22 protein-coding genes are annotated in these 24,357 nt (G+C 69.1%); 14 read left to right on the forward strand and 8 right to left on the reverse strand.

Annotated features, from left to right (window positions below; translation table 11 throughout):
• Positions 1-8: 8 nt before the first annotated feature.
• Positions 9-605 (forward strand): TetR/AcrR family transcriptional regulator, encoded by a 597-nt coding sequence (locus AJAP_RS16200; RefSeq protein ID WP_202965567.1) that lies wholly within the window; start codon positions 9-11, stop codon positions 603-605.
• Positions 606-654: 49 nt separating this feature from the next.
• Here the strand turns inward: AJAP_RS16200 and AJAP_RS16205 are convergent, their stop codons facing one another.
• Together AJAP_RS16205 and AJAP_RS16210 are read right to left on the reverse strand one after the other, a co-directional pair.
• Entirely contained in the window at positions 655-1,038 is a 384-nt protein-coding gene (locus AJAP_RS16205) for a GntR family transcriptional regulator (RefSeq protein WP_143202348.1), read from the reverse strand.
• 2 nt (positions 1,039-1,040) lie between these two features.
• Positions 1,041-1,754: a hypothetical protein gene (locus tag AJAP_RS16210; protein WP_038512423.1), complete on the reverse strand. Its 714-nt coding sequence runs from the start codon at positions 1,752-1,754 to the stop codon at positions 1,041-1,043.
• Between the two features lie 51 nt (positions 1,755-1,805).
• Here AJAP_RS16210 and AJAP_RS16215 point away from each other — a divergent pair, with 51 nt between their 5' ends.
• Positions 1,806-2,507, forward strand: a complete 702-nt coding sequence (locus AJAP_RS16215) for an SMI1/KNR4 family protein (RefSeq protein WP_202965568.1) — start codon at positions 1,806-1,808, stop codon at positions 2,505-2,507.
• 29 nt (positions 2,508-2,536) lie between these two features.
• Here AJAP_RS16215 and AJAP_RS16220 read toward each other — a convergent pair whose 3' ends face one another.
• Positions 2,537-4,996, reverse strand: coding sequence for an ABC transporter permease (locus AJAP_RS16220; RefSeq protein ID WP_038523189.1), 2,460 nt, complete (start codon positions 4,994-4,996; stop codon positions 2,537-2,539).
• Positions 4,996-5,724: an ABC transporter ATP-binding protein gene (locus AJAP_RS16225; protein WP_038512426.1), complete on the reverse strand. Its 729-nt coding sequence runs from the start codon at positions 5,722-5,724 to the stop codon at positions 4,996-4,998. Before AJAP_RS16225 ends, AJAP_RS16220 begins: the two co-directional genes overlap by 1 nt.
• 101 nt (positions 5,725-5,825) lie before the next feature.
• Between AJAP_RS16225 and AJAP_RS16230 the strand changes: the two genes are divergently transcribed.
• Both AJAP_RS16230 and AJAP_RS16235 read left to right on the forward strand, forming a co-directional pair.
• A complete protein-coding gene (locus AJAP_RS16230) occupies positions 5,826-6,497 on the forward strand; it encodes a response regulator transcription factor (protein ID WP_038512429.1) in 672 nt (223 codons plus the stop codon).
• Positions 6,494-7,870 (forward strand): sensor histidine kinase, encoded by a 1,377-nt coding sequence (locus AJAP_RS16235; protein ID WP_038512432.1) that lies wholly within the window; start codon positions 6,494-6,496, stop codon positions 7,868-7,870. Before AJAP_RS16230 ends, AJAP_RS16235 begins: the two co-directional genes overlap by 4 nt.
• Positions 7,871-7,919: 49 nt before the next feature.
• Here AJAP_RS16235 and AJAP_RS16240 read toward each other — a convergent pair whose 3' ends face one another.
• Positions 7,920-8,609 (reverse strand): TetR/AcrR family transcriptional regulator, encoded by a 690-nt coding sequence (locus AJAP_RS16240; protein WP_456061788.1) that lies wholly within the window; start codon positions 8,607-8,609, stop codon positions 7,920-7,922.
• A gap of 151 nt (positions 8,610-8,760) precedes the next feature.
• Here AJAP_RS16240 and AJAP_RS16245 point away from each other — a divergent pair, with 151 nt between their 5' ends.
• Entirely contained in the window at positions 8,761-9,408 is a 648-nt protein-coding gene (locus AJAP_RS16245; RefSeq protein WP_051972478.1) for an RNA polymerase sigma factor, read from the forward strand.
• Between the two features lie 225 nt (positions 9,409-9,633).
• A complete protein-coding gene (locus tag AJAP_RS16250) occupies positions 9,634-10,698 on the forward strand; it encodes an FUSC family protein (protein ID WP_051972479.1) in 1,065 nt (354 codons plus the stop codon).
• Here the strand turns inward: AJAP_RS16250 and AJAP_RS16255 are convergent.
• On the reverse strand, positions 10,676-12,943 hold the full coding sequence (locus AJAP_RS16255; protein WP_038512435.1) for an FdhF/YdeP family oxidoreductase: 2,268 nt from the start codon (positions 12,941-12,943) through the stop codon (positions 10,676-10,678). The genes AJAP_RS16250 and AJAP_RS16255 overlap by 23 nt on opposite strands.
• Positions 12,944-13,386: 443 nt before the next feature.
• On the opposite strand from AJAP_RS16255, the gene AJAP_RS16260 reads away from it, so the two are divergent.
• The 3 genes from AJAP_RS16260 (at position 13,387) to AJAP_RS44090 (ending at position 16,326) form a co-directional block, all read left to right on the forward strand.
• Complete coding sequence (locus tag AJAP_RS16260) at positions 13,387-14,616, forward strand: PucR family transcriptional regulator (protein ID WP_051972480.1); 1,230 nt, start codon at positions 13,387-13,389, stop codon at positions 14,614-14,616.
• Positions 14,617-14,860: 244 nt separating this feature from the next.
• On the forward strand, positions 14,861-15,814 hold the full coding sequence (locus tag AJAP_RS16265) for a Dyp-type peroxidase (protein ID WP_038512438.1): 954 nt from the start codon (positions 14,861-14,863) through the stop codon (positions 15,812-15,814).
• On the forward strand, positions 15,814-16,326 hold the full coding sequence (locus AJAP_RS44090; protein ID WP_158509799.1) for an MmyB family transcriptional regulator: 513 nt from the start codon (positions 15,814-15,816) through the stop codon (positions 16,324-16,326). The genes AJAP_RS16265 and AJAP_RS44090 overlap by 1 nt, the downstream gene beginning before the upstream one ends.
• Before the next feature lie 266 nt (positions 16,327-16,592).
• Here AJAP_RS44090 and AJAP_RS16275 read toward each other — a convergent pair whose 3' ends face one another.
• The gene (locus AJAP_RS16275; protein ID WP_051972481.1) at positions 16,593-19,859 is read right to left on the reverse strand and encodes a BTAD domain-containing putative transcriptional regulator; all 3,267 of its coding nucleotides are present in this window, start codon (positions 19,857-19,859) and stop codon (positions 16,593-16,595) included.
• 115 nt (positions 19,860-19,974) lie between these two features.
• On the opposite strand from AJAP_RS16275, the gene AJAP_RS16280 reads away from it, so the two are divergent.
• The 3 genes from AJAP_RS16280 (at position 19,975) to AJAP_RS42995 (ending at position 22,113) form a co-directional block, all read left to right on the forward strand.
• Positions 19,975-20,616: a hemerythrin domain-containing protein gene (locus tag AJAP_RS16280; RefSeq protein ID WP_038523208.1), complete on the forward strand. Its 642-nt coding sequence runs from the start codon at positions 19,975-19,977 to the stop codon at positions 20,614-20,616.
• A gap of 44 nt (positions 20,617-20,660) precedes the next feature.
• Positions 20,661-21,086 (forward strand): DUF4267 domain-containing protein, encoded by a 426-nt coding sequence (locus AJAP_RS16285; protein WP_038512441.1) that lies wholly within the window; start codon positions 20,661-20,663, stop codon positions 21,084-21,086.
• A 209-nt stretch (positions 21,087-21,295) separates the two neighbouring features.
• Positions 21,296-22,113 (forward strand): IS5 family transposase gene (locus AJAP_RS42995; protein WP_148311518.1). Its coding sequence is split into 2 segments (ribosomal slippage): positions 21,296-21,644 and positions 21,644-22,113, totalling 819 coding nucleotides; the frame shifts between segments, so codons are not numbered across the junction.
• 140 nt (positions 22,114-22,253) lie between these two features.
• Here AJAP_RS42995 and AJAP_RS45085 read toward each other — a convergent pair.
• Positions 22,254-22,382, reverse strand: a complete 129-nt coding sequence (locus AJAP_RS45085) for a hypothetical protein (protein ID WP_267284152.1) — start codon at positions 22,380-22,382, stop codon at positions 22,254-22,256.
• A 260-nt stretch (positions 22,383-22,642) separates the two neighbouring features.
• On the opposite strand from AJAP_RS45085, the gene AJAP_RS16300 reads away from it, so the two are divergent.
• Positions 22,643-23,257 (forward strand): hypothetical protein, encoded by a 615-nt coding sequence (locus AJAP_RS16300; RefSeq protein ID WP_228694959.1) that lies wholly within the window; start codon positions 22,643-22,645, stop codon positions 23,255-23,257.
• Between the two features lie 99 nt (positions 23,258-23,356).
• Positions 23,357-24,244 (forward strand): hypothetical protein, encoded by an 888-nt coding sequence (locus tag AJAP_RS16305; RefSeq protein WP_228694960.1) that lies wholly within the window; start codon positions 23,357-23,359, stop codon positions 24,242-24,244.
• Positions 24,245-24,357 lie beyond the last annotated feature (113 nt).

Consider the following 24,357-nt stretch of genomic DNA (forward strand, 5'->3'; position numbering starts at 1 on the left):
TAGTAGTGATGAGTGTGATCGGTAGCGGGTACGATGGCTGGATGGTCAAGTTCTCGGGTGATGGGGCGGATCCGCGCGTCACGCGAACGCGGCGTGATGTGGTCAGGGAAAGCGCGACGGCGCTGCTGGAAGACGGATGGGCGGCGATGACGCACGCCGAGGTCGCCAAGCGCTCGGGATACTCGAAGGCCACCATCTACGCGCACTGGCCGACACCTTTCGACCTGGCCCGCGACGCGATCGAGCAGATCTGCGAGGACACGACCCACCCGCCCGCCGGCGGCGACCTCCGCACGGATCTCCACGCCGCCTTGACGAGGCTGGCGGAGACGCTGGCGGACGGCCGGTACGACCAGCTGATGGCCGGAGTCATCACCCGTGCCGGCGAGAGCGACGACGCCCGTGATCTCCGCGACCGGCTTTACGAGAACGCGACGAGGGGGATTCGTGGCATCCTCGCGGAACACCTTGCCCCGGATGACGTCGCGCCGAGTCTGTCGCTGCTGGTCGGCGCCGTCCTCGTCCGCGCGACTTATGAAGGTGTACCGGTGACGTCCGGCTTCCTCGACGACATCATCCAACGCGTCCTGGGAGCACGCCGCTGATCGGTCGACCGCAACGCGGTGGAGTCGGTGACGCTCCGGGCCGCGCGGGCTAGCTGTCGGCGACGCGAGCGTAGGCCGCACGGACGGCGTCGACCGCGGCGTCCTCGCCGACGCCGAGATCGTGGGCGAACGCGGCGAAGCGGGTCGCCCCTGCTGTCAGCAGCGCCTCGGGCCGTGTGCGCTTGGCCGGCTCGGTGACGACGGTTCCCTTCGCGCGCGCCGTCGTCACGAGGTCCATGGTCTCCAGTTCGCGGTAGACCCGCGCGACCGTGCCGGACGCCAGTCCGAGGTCCCGTGCGAGCTGGCGGATCGGCGGCAGCCGGGTGCCCGCGGCCAGAGTCCCGCCCGCGATCATGCGCTCGATCTGGTCGTAGATCTGCCGCCACGGCGCGAGTCCGCTGGTGGTGTCGATGGTGACGCGCAGGGCCGTCATCGTCAGCTCGCAGCCGCGGCGACGCTGCGATGCGGCCCCGCCACCACGCGCAGGGCGATGAGGCCGAGCACGAACACGCCGACGGCGGCCGCGCTCATCTCGGCGTCGAACAGTGCTCCGGGAACCGCGATCGCGAGTCCTGTCGCCACGCGGGCGCTGCGGGCGCGTAGCACGAGATCGACGACAGGATCGCCGGCGGCGGGCCGCCGGACCGCGAGTGCGACGATTCCGGCGGCGACGAGCCCGCATCCGGCGACGACGGCGACGGCCTGCCACCGTCCATGGGCGGCGTAGTACGTCAGTCCGGCACCTGTCGTGAGCCCGAGCAGCACGAGCGCCCACGCGGGGATGACGTCGCGGACCTTGCGGTGCGCCAGCATCGCGCGCCGCTGCGCGGTTTTCGGCGGCCGAAACGCGAACAGCTCGCCGAAGAGCCCGCCGAGCAACAGCGTCCACACAATCGTCCAGGGAGTGTCCTCGGCCAGCCCGGCCGCATCCCCCAGCACGGGCAACAGCACGAACAGGCACGGATACGCGATGCGGCGGCGTTTCAGGTAACGCACCGCCTCCGTGACGTCCTCATCGGACGGACGATCGATCCCCCATCGGGTCAGCAACCGCCGACCGTGCTTCTCTCCGGGCCACAGGACGACGAGAATCCCCAGCCCGAAAATCCCCATCACGATCGCGACGCCCAGCACGTTGTCCCACGCCATCGGACAACCTCCCTCTTGTGTCACATGCACGGTACAACTTGTGTCAAGGACATGGAACAAGGCGTGCCGCTCGCGCCGCCGTTCACGACCGATGTCTTGTCGGTGCGGCCGGATACGATGCGGCTCCTGCGGAACCAGGGAGGAAGAATGACAGGCAGCACGGACATCGACACGCTGCTGCGCATCATGCCCAACGATCACGGCGCCGACGAGCGCGTCGACTGGGTAGCGGTCGAGGCGCACCTGGGTTCTTCATTGCCCGGCGACTACCAGGCCTTCATGGCTGCCTACGGCGGGGGAGCCGTCGATAACCTGGTCATCCTTCCGCCTCTGCCCACAGGGAACGGCTGGTCGGGGTCGATCTCCGAGCACAGCACGCAGTTGCGCGATCTGTGGGACATCGACGGAGGCGTCCCTGGTGTTCCGTCGGGCGCGGACCGGGTACTGCCCTGGGGAACCGGATGCAACGGCGACGAGCTGGGGTGGCTGATGACCGACCCGGACCCTGACCTCTGGCCGGTGGTGGTCTGGCGCCGTCACGAATCACCGCCTTGGGCGCTGTTCGAGTGCGGCATGGCCGGATTCATCCGCGGGCTCATGACCGCCGATTTCGACGAATGCCCTCTCAGCGATCTGTCGCTGTGGGGACGAGTCGGCTCCTTCGTCCACCACCAAGAGCAACGACGGCGATTCCAAGCGGGCCTGGACCCCATGACCGGCGAACCCGATCCTTACGCCGACATGTTCGCCTGAACAGACATCAGGAATCCCCCACAGGCGTTTCACTCCTGCAGCGCCGCGGTCAGTGAGCCGCGGCCGGCCCGCCTTGCCGGCAGCAGCGCGGCCGGCGGGGCGGCCAAGATCGCCGCGCCCAGCAGGACCCCGAGCCGTTCCCAAGGTGGCGCGAAGGCGATGGCGTCGCCGCCGCTCGCCACGACTTCGGTGATCAGCCATGCGGAGCCGAGGCCGACGAGCAGTCCGCACGCGGCGCCGAACAGGGCGACGAAGACCGACTCGGCGGTCACTGTGGCGCCGAGTCCGGTCTTGGTGAGGCCGAGGGCGCGCAGGAGTGCCGACTCCCGTGTCCGCTCCAGCACGGACAGCGAGAGCGTGTTCGCGATCCCGGCGAACGCGATCAGCACGGCCAACGCGGTCAGTGCCCACATGAGGTCGAGGCTTTCGCGTATCGACGCGGACGCGTCGTCCTTGATCTCGGTGACGCTCTTCAGCATCGCGAGCGGCGCGCTCGACAGTTCCTGTTTCAGGGAGGCTTCGACCCTGGTGTGGTCGGCGCCGGAGGCGAGCTTGACCAGCACGCTCTCGTCGTAACTCTTCTCGTTGGGGGCGATCGTCGGCTGTTGGGCGAGGTCGACCACGGCGAATCCGAGGTCGATTCCAGCCATGGTGACGCCGTCGTAGATCGCGACGACGCGGAGCGACGCCCGTTCGGTCTGGAGGGTGTCGCCTACCACGAGACCCGTGCTCTGTGCGATGTCCTTGTGGATGGCGATCTGGCCCGGGCCGAGCCGGTCGAAGCGGCCGGAGAGCACCTTGGGCCGGATCAGGTCGCCGCGGATGGCGCTCAGCTCGTACGAGCCGTACTTGCCCAGGTCACCGGAGAACGACCGCCGGGTCATGGTGGCGTCCACGCCGGGCACTTTCGCGAGGGTGTCGGCGAGTGTGCCGGGCAGCGGCCGGGTGATGACCGCGGAGGTGACCATGAAGTCGGCGGTCAGTTGTTCGTCGAGGCCGCGGCTCCGGCCTGCTTCGACGCCTGCCGCCACGGTGGTCGCGAGGGTGACAACGGCGAGCCCGATGGTGAGGGCGGCGGCGCTGGCCGCGGTCCGCTTGGGGTTGCGGTCGGCGTTGAGCGCGGCGAGTTTCGCGGGTCGCCCTGGTGTCAGCCTGGCCAGTGCCCGGACAACGGGTCCCGCGATCAGTGGCCCGGCGGCCAGTGTCGCGCCGAGCACGGCGACCATCGCCGCCACGACGAGCGGTGCCGCGTCGTCCACGTCGGACTGGAGGGCGAGCGCCCCGGCACCGACGCCGCCGACGAGCAAGACGGTGCTCGCGACCACGCGTAGCCGTCCGGCGCGGGCGGTGGGTCCGTCTCCCGGCGTGCGGAGTGCCTCCACCGGCGTGACCCGGGTCGCTGACCAGGCGGGGAGGGCCGCCGCGAGTGCTGTCACCAGGATCCCGACCGCCGGCGCGGCGATCACCGTCCGCGCGGTCAGCGGCAGATACACGTTCTCCTGGCCCGCGACGGCCTGCAGCGCGGCGGCGACACCCAGCCCGCCGAACAGGCCGGCTACGGAGGCCGCCGTGCCGACGACAGCGGCTTCGGCGAGCACACTGGCGAAGACCTGCCGTTTACCGGCCCCGACACAGCGCAGCAGTGCCAGTTCCCGCGATCGCTGGGCCACGAGGATGGTGAAGGAGTTGGAGATCACCATCGCGGCCACGACCATCGCGAGAACGGCGAAGGCGGTGAAGAACTTCACCACTCCGGGGGCGTTCGGCGCGGTTTCGTAGAGCAGCCGAGCGGCGGCCTCCTGGCCGGTGACCACGGAGATCCCGTTGCCGCCCACGGCCTGTTTCAGGTCGGCGGCGAGCTTCGCCGGGCTCACGCCCGGTGCGGCCCGCACCACGATCTCGCCGACCGTCGCCGCCGGATCCAAGCGACGCAGCATCTCCTGCGACACCACCAGGTTCGCCCCACCCAGGCCCGCGTCGACCGGGCGGTCGAACACGCCGACCAGCGTCAGCGCGTGACGTTCCCCAGTTTCGTCCAGTACTGTCACCGCCCCACCGAGTGCGACGTCCGCGAGACTGGTCCGTGCGATCGCGATTTCCCCGGCGTTGCTGGGGAAGCGGCCCTCGACGAGGTCGTAGGGCCGCAGCTCCTCGTCCGTGCCCGACGCGGTCGCGGCGGCGTCCCGGGCGCGCCCGTCGGGACCGAGCATCGGCGCGCTGACGGTGGTCCGGCCCTCTGCGGCGGCGACGCCCGGCACTTGCCGGATCTTCGCCACGGTCGTGTCGTCGAGGCCGGCGCCTCGTCGAGAGGTGATTGACACGTCCACTCCGCGTGTCTCGAAGGCGACGGCGTCGCGCAGTCCGGCGCCGACCGCGTCGGTGAGCACGAATGATCCGGCGACGAAGGCGACGCCGAGTGTGATGGCCGTGGCCGACAGCAGCAGCCGCAGCGGCCTGGCCTTGAGTCCGGCGAAGATGGTTCGCAGCATCACGCCCCCAGACCGGTGAGGGCGCCGAGGACCGCGTCGGCGCTCGGACGCGGGATCTGCGCGGCGATCCGGCCGTCGGCCAGCAGTACCCCGTGGTCGGTGTAGGAGGCCGCGACCGGGTCGTGGGTCACCATCACCACGGTCTGGCCGAGCTCGCGGACCGATGTGCGCAGGAAGTCGAGCACTTCGGCGCCGGAGCGCGAGTCGAGGCTGCCGGTCGGTTCGTCGGCGAAGACGACGTCCGGCCTGCCGATGAGCGCGCGGGCGCAGGCCACCCGCTGCTGCTGACCGCCGGACAGCTCACCGGGTTTGTGCCGCAGCCGCTGCCGGAGCCCCAGTGTGTCGATGACGGTGTCGAACCAGGCCGGGTCCGGGCGGCGTCCCGCGAGCCGGAGCCCGAGCAGGATGTTGTCCTCGGCGGTCATGGTCGGCAGGAGGTTGAACGACTGGAACACGAACCCGACCCGGTCTCGGCGCAGCCTGGTCAGCCGGGCGTCGGAAAGCCCGGTGAGTTCAGTCTGTCCAATGAGGATTCGACCTGTGTCCACAGTGTCCAGGCCGGCGAGGCAGTGCATGAGGGTCGACTTGCCGGACCCCGACGGACCCATGATGGCGGTGAACCGGCCGCGCGGGAATTCCAGTGTCACACGGTCCAGCGCCCGTACCGCCGTGTCGCCTCGGCCGTAGACCTTCACCACATCCGTCGCGATCGCTGCGGAACCGTCCATTGTGTTCATGCCGTGAGCTTGTCCGAAGGTGCCTGAACGGTTCCTGAAACAACCTGAAGAACGCTTCAGGAAGCCCGCCGGCGATCTGGGAGGATCAGAACATGCGGGTGCTCGTGGTGGAAGACGAAACGCGGTTGGCCGAGACTCTCCAATGGGGACTCGAGGCCGACGGCTATGCGGTCGACCTCGCGCGCGACGGTCTCGAAGGGCTCGAACTCGCGCAGCTGTACCCGTATCAGGTGATCGTGCTGGACATCATGCTGCCGAAGCTCAACGGCTACCGTGTCTGCGCGGCACTGCGCGAGCGCGGGGTGAGCACGCCGATCCTCATGCTGACGGCGAAGAACGGCGAGTACGACGAAGCCGAGGCGCTCGACACCGGCGCCGACGATTACCTGAGCAAACCGTTCTCCTACGTCGTGCTCACCGCCCGGCTGCGGGCCCTCATCCGCCGGGGTGCGACCGGATCGGCGGGTGTGCTGGAATTCGGTGACCTCGTGCTCGACCCGGCGAAGCGGACATGCCGCCGCGCGGGAACACCGGTGTCGTTGACCACCAAGGAGTTCGCGGTACTGGAATGCCTGCTGCGGCATGGCGGGCAGCTGGTGACGAAACGGGAGATCCTCGACCAGGTCTGGGATCTGGCGTACCGGGGTGACCCCAACATCGTCGAGGTCTATGTGAGCGCGCTGCGGCGCAAACTGGACGCGCCGTTCGGGCGGCGCACCATCGCGACCGTGCGCGGCGCCGGCTACCGGCTGGAGGACCGATGAGCGGATGGTGGCCTTCGTCGGTGCGCCGGAGCACCGCGCTCTCGGCGGCGTTGCTCTGCGCGGTCGTGTTCACCCTCGGCTGGCTGGGCACTCGGGAGCTGCTGAGCAGGCAATTGTCGGACAGCGCGGTGGAGGCGACGCGGGCCCACCTGGACCGGATGGCCGACGCCTACCGGGCCGGGCAGCCGATGGCTCCGGTCGAACCGGCCGGCGATGCCCTCTTCGAGGTGGTCGACGAAACCGGGCGATCGGTGATCAGCAGTGAGAACCTGCGCCGATGGGATCCCGCGTGGATACCATTGCCACCCGCTCCCGCCGGCGCGCCCGCGGGTTGGACGGTCACCACGAAGGCCACGCTGAAACCCGGCGACCATCCACAGTGGCGGGAATACCGCGAATACACCGTGGTGGGCAAAGTGATCGACAGGGCGGGGCAACGGTTCACGTTCTATCTGTTCGTGTCGCCGTGGGAAACCCTACGGACGCTGGGAACCTTCGACGACACTCTGATCTTCTTCGTCCCGCTCGCGGTGCTGATCACCGCGCTGGCCGCGTGGCTCGCGGCGGGGAGGGCGCTGCGGCCGGTGGAGGCGATCCGCCGGGAACTGGCCGAGGTCAGCGGGAGCGGACTCGACCGCCGGGTGCCGGTGCCTCCGTCCCGTGACGAGGTCGCCCGGCTGGCCACCACCACGAACGAGACCCTCGACCGGTTGCAGCAAGCCTATGAACAGCAGGAACGGTTCGTCGCCGACGCCAGCCACGAGCTGCGCAGTCCGCTCGCGAACCTCCGCACCGGGCTCGAGGTCGCGCTCACCCACACCGATCGCGCCGACTGGCCCGCCGTCGCCCGCCGCTCCCTGCTCGACGTCCAGCGGCTGCAACGCATCACCGCGGACCTCCTCCAGCTGGCGGTCGACCCTGCCGACCCTCCGGAAGGCGTCGTCGACCTCGCCGACGTCGTGGGGGAGCAGGTCGCCGAACGCGAACTCGACGACGGCGGGCCCACGGTCGTGTCCGATGTGGAGGGTCCGGCGCCGGTGCGCGGCGAACCCGTCCAGCTCGAACGTCTGCTGCGTAACCTGCTCGACAACGCCGTGCGTCACGCGCGTTCGTCCGTCACAGTGCGGCTTCGGCACGAGGCAGGAGAGGCGGTCCTCGAAGTGATCGACGACGGCCCCGGCATCCCCGACGCCGACCGCGAACGCGTCTTCGACCGCTTCACCCGGCTCGACGACTCCCGCACCCGCGACGCGGGCGGTACCGGACTCGGTCTCACCCTCGCCCGGGACATCGCCGTCCGCCACGGCGGGTCATTACGGGCCGAGGGCGCCGAATGCGGTGCACGGCTGGTCGCCCGGCTCCCCGCAGCCTGACCCTTCGGCCTAGCGTCAAATTCGCACGACGGCCGAGCGGTCCGACCGATCAGATCGTGGGCTGGGGTGGGGCGGGCGGCAGCGTGATGTGGGGGTCGAGTTCGACACCGCCCGCGCGGAGGGTGTCGTCGAGCAAGCGCCATGTCCAGCGGGTGAGCAGGGCGGCGAGTTCGGTTCTCGGTACGTCGCGGGGGTTCTCGAGCCATTGCGCGGTGCAAGAGTCGACGAGTCCGACGACGCCGAAAGCGGCGGGTTCGGCGTCCCGGGTGTCCATTCCGAGCAGTGTCATGTAGTGCTCGAACAGCCGGGTGAGTTGCCGGGCGATGACGGTCCTGACGTCGGTGACCGCGTCCCGGTCTCCGTGAGAGTGCAGGCTCAGGTAGCGGTAGAGGTTGCCGTTCTCGGAGAGCCAGCCGGTGTGCGCGTCGACCGCGACGGTGATCAGCTCCATCGCGCTTCCCCGGAGTTCCCACAGTGGTCGCAGCGCGGTCGCGACGAGCCGTGTGGCTTGAACGGTGATGGCTCGTTGCAGGTCGGTCGCGTCGTCGAAGTGCTTGTACAGCTGAGGGCGTGCGACACCGGCCTCGTCGGCGATGCGTGCCGTCGACACTCGTGGTCCGTGTTCGGCGATCGCTCGCAGGGCCGCCTCGACGAACTCTCGGCGGCGGCGCTCGCGCTGCCCTGTCCAGCGGGCGGCCCGGCCGTCGCCGGAGCGGGTGGTCGCTGAAGGGGTGATCACTTCGCTGAGCATACCGTCATGGATAAGGGATACGTCGTTGTATCTGTTACTTTGTGTGCCAATCCGTGGCGGAGGGTTCGTGTGAAGCTCTCGGAAAAGTCCCGTATGTGCCGCAAATCCGTTGCTGACCGACAGGAATCTGGAGAATGTGATGTGGGATGCCGTGGACGATGCCCCGCCGGACGCGCTGCTGCTCGCCAGGCTCCGGGGTGGGGATCTCGGTGCGGGTGATCTGCTGTTCCGGCGGCATTCCGGCCCGCTGCGGCGGATCGCCGCGTGCTGGGTCGGTCAGCCCGCTGAGCAGGACGATCTCGTGGCCGAGGCGTTCGCGCGTGTTCTGGCCGCGGTCCGCGGCGGCGGTGGACCGCGCGACGAGTTGCGGCCGTATCTGGTCGTCACGATGCGCAACCTCGCCGCCCGGTGGAACCGTCACCGCCTGCGGGTCCAGCCCCACGCGGTGGTCCCGGCGACGGAGGAGACCGAAGGAGCCGACGGGCCGGCCCTGCGAGCGTCGACCGATCAGCTGCTCCGGTCCGCTTTTCGCACGTTGCCCGTGCGGTGGCGCGCCGTGCTGTGGAGCACCGTTGCCGAAGGGCACACCCCGGCCGAGCTGGCACCGGTCCTGGGCGTGTCGCCGAACGGCGTCGCCGCGCTGGCCCACCGCGCCCGAGTAGGTCTGCGAGAGGCATATCTCCAGGCTCAGACGCCCACTGTGCCGATGGTGCGCGAGGTGGTCGGAAGGTGCTCCGGCCCGGGCGTCCGCCGCCCGATCCCCGCGGCTCGGGTGGACGACGAATGAGCGCGGCGCAGGACACGGCCACTCCCATCTTCGACAGGCTCGTTGCCGAGGCAGGGCTCCGCTGGCCGGTCTCCGACGACGGCGAAACCGGGGAACGGTCGTCAGCCGGGCCGGACACCACAGTGGACAGAGACAAAGAATTTCGTGGCACTCCACAGCATTTCGGCGAGACTTCCGGATAGGTCGTCCGGCAGACTGGATTTCGGATCCGAAAGGAGCTCGTCCTTGCGCACTGCCCGGCCATCGGCACGCCTGCCGTCCGGGCTCGGTTTCGCCGATGGCGACTGGCTTCACGCTTGCCGAGTGGCGGTCGGCCTGCTCGTCCCGGGATTGGCATTGCTCTTCGCCGGGCGGCCGGAGCTGATCATCTTCGCCGCCTTCGGTTCGTTCACCGGGATGTATGGGCGGGCCGAGTGCCGGGGGCTCCGTCTTCGGCATCAGGTGCAAGGGGGAGCGATCCTGCTGACCGGCGTCGCCTTCGGGACGCTCCTCTCCGCCTGTCACGCCCGGCCGTGGGTCCTGGTGGTCACCGAGTCGGGTTTCGCGTTCGCGGGTGCGCTGGTGGCGAACCGGCTCGACCTCGTCCCCCGAGGACCGTTCTTCGGGATCTTCGCGCTGGGTGCCATCGCCCTCGTTCCCGCCGACCCGGCGGGGTTGCCGATCTGCGCCGGGACGGCCGTGTTCTGTGTCCTCATCGGACTCACCGGCCCGAAGAGAACTGTTGGCAGGCAGGCGGTTCCACCGCCGGGAGTGATGTGCGGGCAGGAAGCCTGCGCACGAGGGCGCCGAAGGTCGTGTGCTCTGGTCCACGCCGCTCGCTACGTGCTGGCGATTTCGGCGGCGGGCTTCTGCGGCCTGCTGCTGGGCGTCGAGCACGCGAACTGGGCGATGGCCTCCGCGGCGGTGCCGTTGGCCGCCGTCGATACGCGCAACCGGCTCCATCCCGGCGTCCGCAGTGTCGTCCACCGCAGCGTTCACCGGGTCCTGGGCACGTTCGCCGGACTCGGCGTCACCGCGCTGCTGCTCCTTCCCGATCTCGGTGGGACGCTGCTGGCCTTGTCGGTGATCGTGCTCCTGTTCCCGACGGAACTGTTCATGTCCCGTCATTACGGACTGGCGCTCGGCTTCTTCACACCACTGATCATGGTGATGACGGAACTGGCCGCTCCGGCCGAACCGCTGACGCTTCTCACCGACCGGGTGCTCGACACCCTGATCGGGGTCGTCGCCGGAATCGCGGCGGCGGTCTTCGTCCGCGGCCCGTGCGCTAGGCCGACCGTTCGACCGTGACCTTGAGATGCTTCATGATCGGCTGATCGCTCTGGGTGCTGTAGTCGCCGATGGCGCACAGGACGTTCATTTCCGGCATGTAGCCCGCCGCGCAGCCGCGGGGGATGTCGTACGGGATCACCTTGTAGCGCTGGAGACTCCGTGTGGTGCCGTCCTTGGCGATGCTGGTGATGTCGGCCTCGTCGAACTCCGCGAGGCCGCGGTCGCGCATGTCCTCGGCGTTCATGAAGATCAGCGTGCGCAGGTTCTTGACCCCGCGATAGCGGTCGTCGTCCGAGTAGATCGTGGTGTTCCACTGGTCGTGGGAGCGCATGGTGCCCAGCGCGAGCGTGCCGGGTGCGGGTATGACGTCCGGCAGGGCGGCGGTGGAGAACTCCGCGCGTCCGGAAGCGGTGTGGAACACCAGTTCCCTGGCGGGCTGGCGGATGCGGAACCCCAGCGGCTGCCGGACCCGCCGGTTGAAGTCCTCGAAGCCGTCGAGGACCTGCGACATCGTGTCGCGGATCCGGTCGTAGTCCTCGACGTAGGCTTCCCACGGCGTCGCGCTGTCCGGCAGTGCCGCGCGGGCCATCCCGGCGATGATCGCCGGTTCCGAGAGCAGGTGCGTGGACGCGGGCCGTTTCATGCCGGTGGACAGGTGGACCATGCTCATCGCGTCCTCGACCGAGGTGGCCTGCACGCCGGCGCGCTGTTCGTCCTTTTCGGTGCGGCCGAGACACGGCAGGATCAGCGCCTGCTCGCCGTGGACCAGATGGCTCCGGTTGAGTTTCGTGCTGACCTGCACCGTCAGCGCGCATTTGCGCAGTGCGGCCGACGTGTACGGCGTGTCCGGCGCGGCCAGGACGAAATTGCCGCCCATACCGACGAAAACGGTCACGTCGCCGCGGTGCATCGCTTCGATGGTGCCGACCGTGTCGAGGCCGTGGTGCCGGGGCGGGGCGATGCCGCAGACCTCGCCGAGCCGGTCGAGGAAGGCGGCGTCCGGGCGGTGATCGATACCGCAGGTCCGGTTCCCCTGGACGTTGCTGTGCCCTCGGACCGGTGACGGCCCGGCACCCTCGCGACCCAGGTTTCCCCGCAGCAGCAACAGGTTGACGATCTCGCGGACGGTGTCGACGCCGTGCTCGTGCTGGGTGACGCCCAGGCACCAGCTGGCGATGCTGCGGTCGGCGTCGCGGTAGATCCGGGCCGCGGCGCGGATGTCGGCGACGGAGACGCCCGACTGGCGCTCGATCTCCTCCCACGAGGTCGCCTCGCAGAGGGCGCGGTACTCCTCGAAACCGGTGGTGTGGCGTTCGATGAAGGTCAGGTCGAGGGCACCCGGATCCGTGGCGGCCTGCTCCAGTGCGGCCTTCGCCATCCCGCGGATCAGCGCCATGTCGCCGCCGATGCGCGGTTGCAGGTTCAGCGTTCCCGTGCGCGTGGCACGGAATGTCGCCATCCTGGCGAAATCGTGGGGGATGATGGTCCGCGTCGCGGCGGCCTCGATCAGCGGGTTGACGTGGACGATCTGCGCGCCCCGGCGATAGGCCTCCGCGAGTGCGGTGAGCATCCTGGGCGCGTTGGAGGCGGCGTTGACGCCGAGGATGAACAGGGCGTCGGCGTGTTCCCAGTCCTTGAGGTCGACGGTGCCCTTCCCGGTGCCCAGCGCGGCCTGGAGGGCGCGGCCGCTCGCCTCGTGACACATGTTGGAGCAGTCCGGGAGGTTGTTCGTCCCGAGTTCGCGGGCCATGAGCTGGTACAGGAAGGTCGCTTCGTTCCCGAGCCTTCCCGAGGTGTAATACGCCGCCTGATCAGGACTGTCGAGGCCTCGCAGCGTATCGCCCACGAGAGCGAAGGCCTCGGGCCAGGAAATCGGGACGTATCGGTCGGTGGCCGCGTCGTATCGCATCGGCTCGGTCAGCCGCCCCTGGCTCTCCAGTTCGGTATCGGTCCATCCCGACAATTCGCTCACCGTATGGGCGGCGAAGAATTCCCGGCCTACCCTTTTCCTGGTCATTTCCCAGGTGACGTGTTTGATACCGTTTTCGCAGATGTCCAGATGCAGGCCCTTGGTGTCGTCGGGCCACGCGCAGCCGGGGCAGTCGAAACCGCCGTTCTCGTGATTCATCTTCAGAATCGCGCGCGGGCCCGCCATGAGCTCGCCTTCGCGGATCAGGAACCCGGTGACGCTCTTCGCCGCTCCCCAGCCGGCCGCCGGATGGTGGTAGGGCTTGAACTCCGGCGGCTGTTCCTGATCGCTCATCGTCCACACTCCTGTTCCGCACCGTTTCCGGATCATCCGACCACGGACCGCGCCCCGGCGGAAGGGCAGGGTCTCCGGTGTCGATGAAAACACACAATCGTGTGGGATTCCCTCATCGGCGGTGGATGTGACGGGATTCGGGACCGTTCGGTGTGGCCCGCGACAAAGTTCTTTGTGGGACGCCACATACGCCCAGGAAAGAATCGAGACACGGGCCGTTCGCCTTGACGCTGTCCTCGTCCCTTCAGTAGACCGATCGGCGAATCGTCGATTCAGGGGAGTGCGTTATGGCGAAAGCGGTAGGCCTTGATCTCGGTACGACCAATTCGTGATCGCGGCCCGGGAGGGTGCGCCGCGGACGGGGCGCCACGTAGCATCCTTGAAATGTGCGGCGTGGACGACCTTCACCACCCCGGCCGACCATCGTCGAAGGTGGTGGCCGGGTGAAGGACGCCGCCCTCGCCGAACTCGTGGCCTGGGTCGAGCCCAGGCTGCCCCGGCTGATCGACGACGTGTACGCGGCCACCTGCGACCGCATCGCGCTGTACCGGGACGAGAAGATGGTGCCGCGCGAAGACCTGCATCGCTCCATCGCGGTCAACATGCGCTTCATGGTGAACGCGCTCGCCGGAACCGAGACCCACGACGATCTGGCCGCCCCCCACGAGACGGGCAGCAGGCGCGCACACCAGGGCGCTCCGCTGCCGGAGGTGCTGCAGGTCTATCGGATCGGTTGCTCGATGCTCTGGGAGCTCCTGGTGAACCATGCCCGGCTTCACGCCAGGCCGGGCGCGATGGACGCGCTCGTCGACGTCGCGAGCCTGCTCTGGCAGGTCACCGACGAACACGCGATGCTCCTCACCGAGGCGTACCGGGCGGCGAGCGCGGAACTGCTGGTCGCCCAGCAGCGGCGCCGCTCCGCACTGGCCGAGGCCTTGTTCACCGGCCAGCGCGTCTTCGATGCCGGGCCGTGGGAAGCGGGGAAGCTGCTCGGCCTGTCCCTCGACGGGAAGCTGGCGGTGGTGGCGGCCGAGACGCGCGGTCTGGCCGAGGAAAGCCTGGTCGGGATCGAAAAGCGCCTGACCAGCCTCGGGATCGTCTCGGCCTGGCAGCTCACCCCCACCTTGCAGGCCGGGGTGGTGTCCCTGCGCGACGAACAGCGCGAAACCATGCTGGCCGCCCTGCGGGAAGTGACGGTGACCAGGGCGGGAGTGAGCCCGCTCTACCGGTCGCTCGTCGACACGCCGCGCGCTCTCCACCTGGCGCGGACGGCGCTCGCCGGGATCCCGCCGGGCAAGCCGGACGTCCGCGCGTTCAACCCCAGCCCGCTGGCCGCGTTCCTCGCCTACGACCCGGACGAGGGAGGGCGGCTGGCGGAGGAGGTCCTCGGCGCGATCCTCGATCAGCCCGCCGAGGAACGAGACCTCCTCCTGGAGACCCTGCACGCTTATCTGTCCCACGGCGGATCCACCGAACGTGCCGCGCAGAGCCTGCATTGCCACGCCAATACCGTCCGGTACCGGCTGCGCCGGATCCGCGAACTCACCGGCCGGTCGATGACCGATCCGCGCGCGATCGCCGAATTGGTGACCGCGGCACAGGCCTTGAGCCTCAATCCCACGCGACGGACTCGTGGGGCGTCGTCGGCGCCCGAGCGGTCCGGTAGCGAATAAAACTGACACTGAGGAAGATCTCCGGACCTATCGTGTCGCTCCCGCCGGTTCCGCGCGGGACGGTGCCGGTCCCGGACAGGACGAACCGCAAGGCATCACCGTGAAGTGGATCGGTTGCGGCACTGGGAAAGTCGTCCGATCCGCCGAGCGGCGGCAGGTCGATCCCACCTGTGAACTGATCCCGGACGATCCGCGGCTGGTCTGAGCTCTCCTCGCCGTATCCATCACATGATCGGAGAAATCGGTGCCAGAGCAGCAAAACGTGCTCGCCCCGTTGACCGAAAGCGCCTTGTTCCTCACCCTGACCATCCGGCCGGGAGGGGAGACGACCACTCGTGAGCTGTTGCCGGAGCTCGCCGGGATGATCCGGTCGGTCGGCTTTCCGCTTCCCGACGAGGCGCTGACGTGCGTCGTGGGCATCGGCTCGGAAGCGTGGGACCGGCTGTTCACCGGTCCACGACCGGAGCGGCTGCACCCATTCCGCGAGGTGATCGGACCGCGGCACCGCGCACCGGCCACTCCGGGCGACCTGTTCCTGCACCTGCGCGCGAAACGTCTCTACCCCTGTTTCGAACTCGCCCGCCGAGTGGTCGGCTGCCTCGGTGACGCCGTCTCCGTCGCCGACGAAGTGGCCGGATTCCGCTACTTCGACCGGCGGGACCTCCTCGGGTTCGTCGACGGTACGGAGAACCCCACCGGCGACGCCGCGGACGCCGCGATACTCGTCCGCGACGATCCCAGGTTCTCCGGCGGCTCGTACCTGGTGGTGCAGAAGTACGTGCACGACCTGGACCGGTGGAGCGCGATGCCGGTCGAGGAACGGGAACTGGCGGTCGGCCGCCGGATGCTCGACGACATCGAGCTTCCCGACGAGGTGAAACCGGCCGACTCGCACGTCGCACTGACCACGATCGAAGACGGCGACGGCACGGAACGAAAGATCCTCCGCGACAACATGCCCTTCGGGTCGATCGCCCACGGCGAGTACGGCACGTACTTCGCCGGTTACACCGCCGATCCCGGAGTGATCGAAGAGATGCTGAGCCGTATGTTCCTCGGCGACCCGCCGGCCCGTTCGGATCGCATCCTCGAAGTGTCCACCGCGGTGACCGGCGGCCTCTTCTTCGTCCCCGCACTCGATTTCCTGGCGAACCCGCCGCCTTGCCCAGCGAACAACGGAGGCGCGAGACATGACTGATGAACACCGACCGGACACGGATCCCACCCCGGATCCGGGGTGGTACTACAACACTACGACCCGGCAGGTCGAACACGGCACGCTGTCGCGATCCGTCGATCGCCTCGGCCCTTACCCGGGCGAGACGCCGAGAGTCGGTCCCTGCTGGCGTCGCGATGCTGGTGACCACGCTTCCCTTACCCGCGTTCGTGGAAGGCCGATACTTCGACGTCCTCGCCGTCGACCCACCGGCTATCGCGCTGTCGACGCGCCTGGTAGTTGGCGGCAACCGGCTCAGGGACGTCTTCCTCGACCCTGAGGAGAAGGATCTCTATCCGGACTGGGAGGGCGCGACCGAGCGGCCGGTCGCCGGTTTCCGGCAGTCCGTGGGCACCGATACAGATGATCAGGGCTTCATCGACCTAGCCGGTGAGCTGTCACTGGCCAGCCCTCGCTTCCGGACCTTGGCCCGTACCAGGCGCAGAACCCTCCCGGTCGATTACCGCGTCGGGGTCGTCCCGGTTCCTGGATAGCCCGATCTCGCTCGCGGGCCTGTTCACCACCAAGGGCATCTGATCATCATTCTGTCGGGGATGACGATGCCCGGCGGACGGGGTCAGCCACCACCGGCTATGTGTCGATGATGACGTTTCCGGTGCGGCGGCGGTTTCGGCTTCGCTGGCCGGCTCTGGCGGTGACCTCGATGGGAGACGTGGCCGAGGATTCGGCGATGACGGACCGCTCGTCGCCTTGCTGTCCGGACAATGTGGACTGAGGTTGCCGGAACGCCGATCTTGCTTCAGCGTTCCTGCGGGGGCGAAACGCGGCCGCTGAGGGCAAGATCGGCGTGTATTCGGGCGTCGGCGGACCAGTGGGGGGCGTTCCACCGGTCGGCGATGGTGGCGGCTTGGGCGAAGTGGGCGGCGGCTTCGTCGGCGCGACCGAGGAGGAGGGCGAGTCTGCCGAGGGTGTGGGCGACCGGACGCAGGGCCAGCGACAGGCTCGCCGCGCCGGCAGGGGGGCCATCGCGGTGGGGGAGCAGTTCTGCGTAGATCTCCTCGGCAGCGTCGTGGTCGTTGAGGGCGATGATCGCCATCGCGCGCAGGCTTGTGAGGAAGGTGAAGAAGAAGTCAGGCCGGATCGGGCTCGGTGACGTGCGAGCCCGGCGTGCCTCGTCGCCGCGGCCGGCGGCGTGGAGGGCGAGCGCGAGCAGGTCGGCGACCATCGGGCCGAGCGCCTCGTGGAGAGTGCGCACGTCATCCAGGTGGTCGCCGAGCGTGCCGTCGTTCAGCCAGATCGCCGCCTGCGCGAGGGGGAGGAAGCCCACGTGCACCGATCCGGCGCGGTCCATGCGTTCGGTGGCCTCGGCGTAGAGGCGCTCGGCGTCGGCGTACCGGCCCTCGATGAGTACAAGGGTCGCCAGCGCGATCTCGGCGGCGCCGATCGCCTCCGGCATCCGGTAGGCGCGGGCGAGGTCGAGTGCCTCCCCGGTCACGCGGCGCATGGTCGCCGGGTCGTTGGCCGTGGCGGCGTTCACGGCCTGGTTGAGCAGCCCGCTCACGCGGTAGACGGGCAGGTCGTGCTCGACGCCGATCTCCACCAGCTCGCGGGCGTAGTCCTCCCGTCCGGGGTCGCGGGCGAGGACCCAGAGCGCCGCGGCCCGGAGGCGGGGATCGGTGGCGAGGTCGAGTGCTTCCCGCGCCGCCGCCATGACCGTCGGGTCGTCCTCGCCCACCAGTTCGTTGGCGTACGCGGTGAGCAGGCGGGACCGCACGTCGGTGGCGAGGTCGGTCCGCCTGAGCAGGCGGCGGAGGCGGCCGACGATGGGACGGTCGATCGTGCCGTACGTGCGGGCCTGCCAGGAGGTGGGCTCGGTCCAGGCGGTGAACGCGGCGATCATCAGGTCGTCGCGGCCGATCGACTCCGCGTACTCCACGGCCTGCTCGCGCGTGTTCCTGGCCGCGGCGACGGCCCCGGCCCTGATCTGCGCGCGCAGTAGCCTGCCGAGCAGTCCGACACGCTCGTCCGGTTCGCTGGAGTTGGTGACGGCGTCGGTGAGGAGCGTGGCGGCCACGTCGTGGGCGTAGCGCGCCTCGGCCAGCTCGGCGGCCCGTACGCAATAGCCGACTGCCTTCGGTGATCCCGCTCGCGCATAGTGATAGGCGAGCGCCGCGACGTCGCCGGAGTTCTCCAGGGCGGCGGCGATCCGGGCGTGCATCCTGGTGGCCCGCAGCCGGCTGACGTCGGCGACGAGCGTGTCCCTGACCAGGGCGTGAACGAACCGGACGCGCCCGGGCCCTGGCTCGTCGAGCAAGCCGGCGATGATGCCCGCGTCCAGCGCGTCCAGCACGCCGTCCTCGTCGGCGTCGGCGGCCTTCACGAGCACGTCCACCGAGCTTTCCCGGCCGGCCACCGCCGCCAGCCGCAGGACGGACACGCCGCTCTCGGGGAGCCTCGCCAGCCGGCGCCGCAGCACATCCCGTATGCCTTCGGGGACCTCGGAAAGCGCGACCAGCGCGCCCTCGCCGCTCAGCAGCCGTGCGCTCTCCCGCACGTAGAACGGGTTGCCGCCGGTCCGTTCGGCGATCCCGGCCACGGTCGCGTCGTCGGCCTCGCACTCGGCGCGGACGAGCTCCGCGACGGCGTCGCCGTTCAGCCCGGGCAGATCCAGCCGGAGGGGCGCGCTGCGGGCGAGGGACCCGAGCGTGTCCGTGAGGCGTTCGCTCTCGTCCACGCGGTAGGCCGCGACGATCAGGATCGGGGCCTGCGCGCCGACACCGCCGCCGAGCAGTTCCAGCGTGGCGGCATCCGCCCAGTGGAGGTCGTCGAGGACTACGGCGACCGGCCGGTCGGCGGCGACTGCCGCGAGCCAGTTCCACACGGCCTGCCGCAGCCGGAACCGCCCGGCCGCCGCGTCGCCGTCCACCGGCACGGAGTCGGAGAGCAGCGGCGCCAGGTCGTCCGCGAACTCCCCCGGAGGGACGTTCACGGCCACCCTGCGCAGCGCCTCGACCCACGCCCACGCGGGCGGCGCGCTGTCCACCTCGGGACAGCGCCCGGTGGCCACGAGCCACCCGTCCTGTCCGAGTCGCGCACCGAGGTACTCCAGCAGCGTCGACTTGCCGAGCCCCGCCTCCCCGGTGACGAGCGCGACGCGCGCCCCTTCTGTGGCGGCCTGCCCAGCGGCCGCCACCAGCGCCGTCAGCTCGCCCTCCCGCCCCACGAAAGTGGGCGCGCCGGGCCTGCTGTTCAGAAGCGTCGGCGCGGTTGCCTGGAGCGGGCCGGCTGGGGGCGGAGGGACGGCTGCGCGGAGGACGTCCGTGCGCTGGGTGAGGATCGCCTCTTCCAGGGCCACCAGGTTCGGGCCGGGGTCGAGGCCGAGTTCGTCGGCGAAGGTGGCGCGGGCGCGGCGGAGCGCGGCCAGGGCGTCGGCTTGGCGGCCGCTGCTCCACAGCGCGAGGGCGTGCAGGCGCCAGCCCGCCTCGCGCAGGGGATCGTCGCGGGTGAGGCGCTCCGCCTCGGGTACCACCGCCGCGGGGTCGCCGAGCCGCAGTCCCGCCGCGATGTGCAGTTCGCGGGCGACCAGGCGCAGCTCGTGCAGCCGGGCGGTCTCGGCAGTGGCCCACGGCTCGTCGGCGACCTCGGCGAACGCCGGTCCCCGCCACAGCGCCAGTGCCTCGTCCAGCCGGGCGCGGGCGTCACGGGGATCGGCGAGCGTGCGGGCCTCGTCGAGCAGCTCCTCGAAGCGCCATGCGTCCACCGCCCCCGGCGGCAGCCGCAGTGCGTAGCCGGGCGCCGCGGTCACCAGCAGGCGGGCAGGGACCCGCGGCGGGCGGCCGGGTTCCAGCAAACGGCGCAGGTTGGACACGTACGCCTGCAACGACACCAAGGCGCGCGACGGCGGTTCGCCGCGCCACAGGTCCTCGACCATCCGGTCGACCGAGACGACCTGCCCACGCGCAGCCACCAGCAGGGCCAGCACGCCTCGCTGCCGCGGTCCGCCGAGGGGAACGGACTCGCCGCCGGCCTCGGCCGCGAACGAGCCCAACACCCGGATCAACACCATGACGTGGCACATCGTATGCGCGGCCCGCCTCAGGCGTTCCAAGTCGGCTCCAAATGCCTTCCAAACCCCCGGAAGCAGTCTTGAGCACGTCGAACAGATGAAGGGGCAGGAACAGATGACCGTCAACACCCAGGACATGGAGATCGTCCACCGCGCCTTCCGCCGCGAGTCGCGGCTGCTGAAGGAACTCGTCGCAGCGGTCGCCCCGGGCGACACCGCTCGCGCCAAAGTGATCGCCGACCACTTCCGCGACTACCGGCTGGGACTGAAGAACCACCACGAGGGTGAGGACGAGCTGCTGTGGCCGCCGCTGCTCTCCCGGGTCGATCTGGAGGCGGACATCGTCCTGCGCATGGAGGCCCAGCACGAGCGCATCGCGGCCACGCTGACCAGGCTGGACGCCGCGGTCCCGGCGTGGGAAGCCACCGCCGGCGCCGCCGAGCGCGACACCCTCGTGGCGGTCCTCGCCGATCACCAGGCGGTCCTGCTCGAACACCTCGACGACGAGGAGACCACTCTTCTTCCGCTCGCGGCCAAGCACTGCACCGACGAGGAATGGGCCTCCCTGGGCGACCACATGCTGGCCAACACGCCCAAGCTCACCATGCTCACGCTCTTCGGCCTCGTCCTGGAGGACGCGAACCCGGCCGAGCGCGCCACGCTCCTGTCCGCCCTCCCCGCACCGGTACGCGGCATCTGGCACCTCGTCGGCCGCCCCCGCTACGCCCGCCACATCCGCCGCGTCCGCGCGGCCTGACCCCGCCCCTCCCCAGCACGAACGCACCTCGCAAGGAGACAACAATGTCGCTGAAGAAGATCAACACCGTCCTGGCCGCCGCCTTCATCCTCTTCATCCTCTGGTTCGGGGCGGAGTTCATCCTGAGCCCGGACACGACGGCACCGGGCTTCGGCATGCCGAGCTGGCCGTCAGGCGACGGCGGCGGATTCCTGATCATCAAGGGAATCCGGGACGTCGTCTTGGCTTTGGTCCTGGGCATCCTGCTGGTGACGGGCCACCGCCGGGCGCTGGGCTGGGTGCTGCTGGTCGAGGCGCTCGCCGCGTACGGCGACATGACCACCGTGCTGGCCCACCACGGCTCCGTGGCCACCGCGTTCGGCATCCACGGCCTGACCGCGACCCTGATGGTGGTCACCGGCCTGCTGATCCTGCGCGAGACCCGCGAGGTCACCGCCGCCCCGGCACCCGCTATGGCCGAGGTCGGGTAACCGGCGAAGCGAGCAGCCAGCGTCAGCCAGGAAACACCAAGCGCACGAGCTTCTTCCAGCGGGCGGCGTGGCGGGCGAAGGCCTCGTCGAGCCCGACGGGGCCGAGCCTGTGCAGGAAGGACTGGCCGGTGCTTTGGCACGGACTGCTGCGGCCAGCTTAGAGCGCGGCTTACGTGGTGATCGGTTGCCCGTAAGGGATGATCTTGGTCGTGGTGGATCGGTTGTCGCTGCGGTTGGTGCCGGATGAGCTCTGGGAATTGGCGGAGCCGTTGATTCCGGCGTTCGAGCCGCGCCCGCAGGGCGGTGGTACGGCGCCGCTGGACGCTCGCGCGGTGTTCACGGCGATTATGTATGTGCTGAGCAGCGGGTGTGCTTGGCGGGATGTGCCGCCGTCGTTCGGGGTGCCGTTCCAGACCTCGCACCGCCGCTTCGGCCAGTGGACCGAAGCCGGTCTGTGGCGGCGGTTGCACCACGCGGTTCTGGACGAACTCGGTGGCCGTGACCTGATCGACTGGTCGCGCGCGATCGTCGACGGAGCAAGCGTGCGCGCGAAAAAAGGGGATCCATGACCGGACCCAGCCCGGTGGACCGCGGCAAACCCGGCTCGAAAATCCACGCCCTGTCCGACCGCGACGGCCTCCCGCTGACCGTCGCGATCTCCGCGGCCAACACCCACGACAGCTGTGCGCTCAAACCACTGGTCATGGCGCTGCCGACGATCAAATCCCGGCGCGGCCCGCGGCGGTGCAAGCCCGCCAAGCTGCACGCCGACAAGGCCTACGACCAACCCGACCTCCGAGCCTGGATCGCCCGCCGCGGCATCAAGGTCCGCATCGCCCGCAGAGGAATCGAATCCACCGACAAGCTCGGCAAACACCGCTGGGTCATCGAGCGGACCATGGCCTGGTTCACCGGATACCGCCGCCTGACCCTGCGCTACGAACGCAAAGCCGAACACTTCCTCGCCTTCCTCCTCCTCGCCGCAGCACTCACCTGCCACAAGAAACTCCGCAAACACACCACATGAGACACGCTCTTAGTGCCTCGTACTCGCGCTGACCGCGTCCCACCGTGCGCTCGTATCGGAGCTGTGACGCGCCCACCCGACATGCCGTCCGACGTTCAGCTGTACGACCGGACCCAGAGCGTGTGGGTGATCGGTTACCGCTAGCCGTTCGGATGGCGACTTAGATCGGTTCGAGGGGAGCGACTCGGATCGCGTTCGGGCAGGGCTACTTCGACGCGCTCCATCAGTAGCGCGAACGACATGAGCATCAGCGGGATCACCAGCGCCATCCACATGATCCTTCTGGTACCCGGTTCGGCCGAAGGGTAATCGCGCCATCGGCCGTTTCACCTTCGCGAGATCGGCTGACGGCTACGGTATGGGGATGAGCGCGTTGGCGGAGCAGCCTGTGGTTCACGAGCCGGGTATCCCGATGTACTTGGTACGCGAGAGGATCGGGACGGTTGAGCCAGGCGCTCGCGACTCGGTCGGCGGGTGGCCGATCCTTCCTGTGGGAGAGCTGTGGCCGGTGTGCTTCTGCGGTGAACGGATGGTGTTGTTCTTCCAGGTCGACATTCCGGTCGACGTCGCTGTGTTCGGCGGGGAGCATCTGCTGGTCTTCCAGTGCCCCGTGCACAACGACGCGGTCGGAGCCGATGACGGGTCCGAGCGGTTGCCGGAGCAGTTCTGGGACCGGCCGCCAGGGAGCGATCACTGTGAGGGCGCGTTCTGGCGGATCTTGCTTCACCGCGACGTCACCGGCCCAGCCGGTGACGTGGAGTCGTACCTTCAACCGCGCCTGCTGGAGCTCAGCCCGGCGACCGAGCGGATCACGGTGTGGTCACTCGGAGACGCGCTGCTGGACGATCGGCCCGCAGACGAGGTGTTCGCCGCTCGGGGAAACGGGGTGAACGAGTTCAAGGTCGGTGGTGTCCCGTGCTGGGCGCAGGAACGCGAGAACTACACCTGTCCCTGCGGTGAGAAGCTGGCTTTCGTGTGCCAGGTGCCCGAGGACACCGGATTCGACAAGTACCCGGACCAGCCTGCGCAGAACTTCACGTTCAACTCCGACCAGTATGGCCTGTTTCTCGGCAATATGGTCTACATCTTCGCGTGCCCGGCGCGGTGTCACCCCGCCGCGGCTTGGCCGGTGACCCAAAACTGACCACCACGATGCCCGGGTTCCGGTCGATCCTGTGGCAGTGAGGCCAGTCGCTGAACGGCGGTCCGTTGCCTTGCCCTGGAGGCCCGCACGAACAAACAGGTGAACCTGGCCAACGCTGCGGAGGAAGCCCTGGCCGGGCCTGCCGCCGGGATCCGGGACTTCCTCGACTGCGGCCAGTACCTGGCTCTCGCCAGAGACCAGGTCGTCGCCGCTCACGTCGCGAGCGTCGCTGCGTTCTGGCGATTCGAGACCGATGATGAACGTCGCGTCGTACGCGATGTGCTGTATCGCCGGTTTCCTCGCCTGACCAGTCTTCTCGCCGACTGCTTCACGGCGGTGTCCCCCTGCGACATCGCCCACCCGGAAAACCTCGACGGCGACAGCGATGTGATCGCAGAAACTCTTGTTCTTCTTGGAGATCTCAACGGGAACCTTGACCGGCTTCCTGCCGGACGGCTGCACGAGATTCTCGGCGAAGGCATGGCTCGTAGCCTCGGACGCTTACCCCAACCTCGCGCAGTACAGGAAGTGGCCCGACTGGCCGGCACTGAATCGGCGACCATCGACTGGGAATTCCTTACGTGGGCGGCAACTGATTTCGACGGAGGCGAACTTTCAGAAGACATACGCCCGCTCAGTCCGCCTTTCTGGGCGCCGCTGAATACCACGGAACAACACGCGGCACTCAACGCGGTTGTGAACCGAGCGTTCCCGCGGAACACGGCGATCTTGCTGGAATGCCTGGAGAAAGCCGATCCCCTCGATATCGTGTACCCCGACCAGACCCCGGAATATCCTGACGTCGTGCGCGAAGCACTCGTTCTGATCTCCGACGAGTACGCCGATCTCAGTCGTGTCACCCCAGAACGACTCGAGCACGTCCTCTATGAGGCACTCGCACGATGCTTCGGCGAACCTCCCGAGGAACACCGAGTCCCCCACGCGGTCAACCTCATTACCGAACACGTCGCCCTCCGTAGCAGGTGACCAGTGAGAGTCCAGAGTGCGTGCGGTGTGCTGTGGGGGGCGAAGGCAGGGGCGACCGGTGTTCGTTGTGACGCCACGTTCTTTTGCTGCAGGTTGATCGAATGTGCGTATCC

The sequence above is a fragment of the Amycolatopsis japonica genome, from assembly GCF_000732925.1.
Classification (GTDB): domain Bacteria; phylum Actinomycetota; class Actinomycetes; order Mycobacteriales; family Pseudonocardiaceae; genus Amycolatopsis; species Amycolatopsis japonica.

Excerpts from the sequence above, each read along its gene's own strand:
- AJAP_RS16275 (WP_051972481.1), bottom strand. The coding sequence starts at position 19,859 with ATGGTGTTGATCCGGGTGTTGGGCTCGTTCGCGGCCGAGGCCGGCGGC.
- AJAP_RS16245 (WP_051972478.1), top strand. The coding sequence starts at position 8,761 with ATGTGGGATGCCGTGGACGATGCCCCGCCGGACGCGCTGCTGCTCGCC.
- AJAP_RS16230 (WP_038512429.1), top strand. The coding sequence starts at position 5,826 with ATGCGGGTGCTCGTGGTGGAAGACGAAACGCGGTTGGCCGAGACTCTC.
- AJAP_RS16280 (WP_038523208.1), top strand. The coding sequence starts at position 19,975 with ATGACCGTCAACACCCAGGACATGGAGATCGTCCACCGCGCCTTCCGC.
- AJAP_RS16255 (WP_038512435.1), bottom strand. The coding sequence starts at position 12,943 with ATGAGCGATCAGGAACAGCCGCCGGAGTTCAAGCCCTACCACCATCCG.
- AJAP_RS16220 (WP_038523189.1), bottom strand. The coding sequence starts at position 4,996 with ATGCTGCGAACCATCTTCGCCGGACTCAAGGCCAGGCCGCTGCGGCTG.
- AJAP_RS16225 (WP_038512426.1), bottom strand. The coding sequence starts at position 5,724 with ATGGACGGTTCCGCAGCGATCGCGACGGATGTGGTGAAGGTCTACGGC.
- AJAP_RS16210 (WP_038512423.1), bottom strand. The coding sequence starts at position 1,754 with ATGGCGTGGGACAACGTGCTGGGCGTCGCGATCGTGATGGGGATTTTC.
- AJAP_RS16285 (WP_038512441.1), top strand. The coding sequence starts at position 20,661 with ATGTCGCTGAAGAAGATCAACACCGTCCTGGCCGCCGCCTTCATCCTC.
- AJAP_RS16215 (WP_202965568.1), top strand. The coding sequence starts at position 1,806 with ATGGAACAAGGCGTGCCGCTCGCGCCGCCGTTCACGACCGATGTCTTG.
- AJAP_RS16205 (WP_143202348.1), bottom strand. The coding sequence starts at position 1,038 with ATGACGGCCCTGCGCGTCACCATCGACACCACCAGCGGACTCGCGCCG.
- AJAP_RS16235 (WP_038512432.1), top strand. The coding sequence starts at position 6,494 with ATGAGCGGATGGTGGCCTTCGTCGGTGCGCCGGAGCACCGCGCTCTCG.
- AJAP_RS16200 (WP_202965567.1), top strand. The coding sequence starts at position 9 with ATGAGTGTGATCGGTAGCGGGTACGATGGCTGGATGGTCAAGTTCTCG.
- AJAP_RS44090 (WP_158509799.1), top strand. The coding sequence starts at position 15,814 with ATGAACACCGACCGGACACGGATCCCACCCCGGATCCGGGGTGGTACT.
- AJAP_RS16300 (WP_228694959.1), top strand. The coding sequence starts at position 22,643 with ATGGTGTTGTTCTTCCAGGTCGACATTCCGGTCGACGTCGCTGTGTTC.
- AJAP_RS45085 (WP_267284152.1), bottom strand. The coding sequence starts at position 22,382 with ATGGCGCTGGTGATCCCGCTGATGCTCATGTCGTTCGCGCTACTGATG.